This window comes from Peribacillus sp. P4_D6 (genome assembly GCF_056401795.1).
Map to the genome: position 1 here is coordinate 1 of NZ_JBFUIQ010000333.1, position 1,323 is coordinate 1,323.

At 37.3% G+C, this 1,323-nt stretch carries 2 protein-coding genes; both read left to right on the top strand.

What is annotated here, in order from left to right; all coding sequences use genetic code 11:
• Positions 1-879, top strand: an 879-nt coding sequence (locus AC1DVB_RS27325) for a selenium metabolism-associated LysR family transcriptional regulator (protein WP_477591961.1), incomplete at its 5' end; no start/stop codon positions are given.
• 237 nt (positions 880-1,116) lie between these two features.
• On the top strand, positions 1,117-1,323 hold a 207-nt coding region (locus AC1DVB_RS27330), incomplete at its 3' end, for a hypothetical protein (protein ID WP_477591963.1).

Below are 1,323 nucleotides of genomic sequence, written 5' to 3' on the forward strand. Positions count from 1 at the left end.
GTATTCGTAACTGTAATCGAACAGAAAAACTTTTCAAGAGCAGGGGATATCCTGAACCTGTCGCAGCCCGGAGTCAGTCTTCACATAAGGAATCTGGAAAATGAGTTAGGAACGAAATTAATTTATCGTTCCCCCAAACAAGTTCAAATAACAGAGCCGGGAAAAATTTTGTATAGACATGCAAAGCAAATGCTTAATCATTATGAGACCGCAAAAAGAGAAATAAATGAATTTAATAACGTGGTTAGCGGAACGATGAAAATAGGTGCAAGCTTCACGATAGGGGAATATTACCTTCCAAAAGTATTGGCAGAATTTGCTACTCAATATCCGATGGTGGATATACAAATCATCATCTCTAATTCAAATGATGTCATTCAAGGAATCCGTTCGAATAAGCTTGATATAGGCTTGATAGAAGGGGAAACGGATTATAAAGATATAGATGTCATGCCCTTCATGAATGACGAGATGATTGTGGTCGTTCCCCAGGATCATCCACTTTCACAGATGGATCTCATCGAGGGCAATATGCTCCAAAACCAAACATGGGTACTTAGGGAGCAAGGATCGGGGACCCGTACATATTCCGATAAACTTCTGAGCAGTTTGGAGTTAAACATAAAGAAAACTTTTATTTTCACCAGTATCCAAGGAGTGAAAGAAGCGGTGATGGCTGGACTCGGCATTGCCTTATTATCCCGATTGACAGTACAAAAAGAATTGAAGTCCAATGAATTGAAAACTTTCCATTTGAAAAATGAGCCCCTAATAAGACCTTTTTCGATCGTGAAAAAGTTGGACTTCGAAGCATCAAAAGCCATGGAGCTGTTTCTAAGGAAGGTCGAAGAATTTGCGATAAAGGGTCGTCCTAAATAAAACCTGAACATTTGCTCATCCTTTCATTTTCAATGAAGAGGTTGGGCATTTTTAACGACGAATTATTATTAATTTTAATGAAAACGTCGAAAGTAATTTGGAATATGTCAATGTTTAAACGAATTTTACGTATTTTAACATAATTGCAAACATATAAATTAAATAGGTAGTCTCCAGGAAATTCTAAGTCCCTGTAGACTTTTCCTGATATTAATAATCTTAAAAGGAGCAACCACATTGGCTATAGAGGAGCAGAAAGATAAACGGATTTCTGTTTTCGACAGGATTATAGGATTCATGCCAAAATTTTATGTGATTGGGACAATTTTAATTTTTGTTTACACGTTAGTCGCGATGGCTCATTTAGGTATCCAAACTTTAAAAAAGCCAGAGGAAACCATTGTACCTGCCCCCCCTGTTTCTCAGGGATTTGAACATACATTG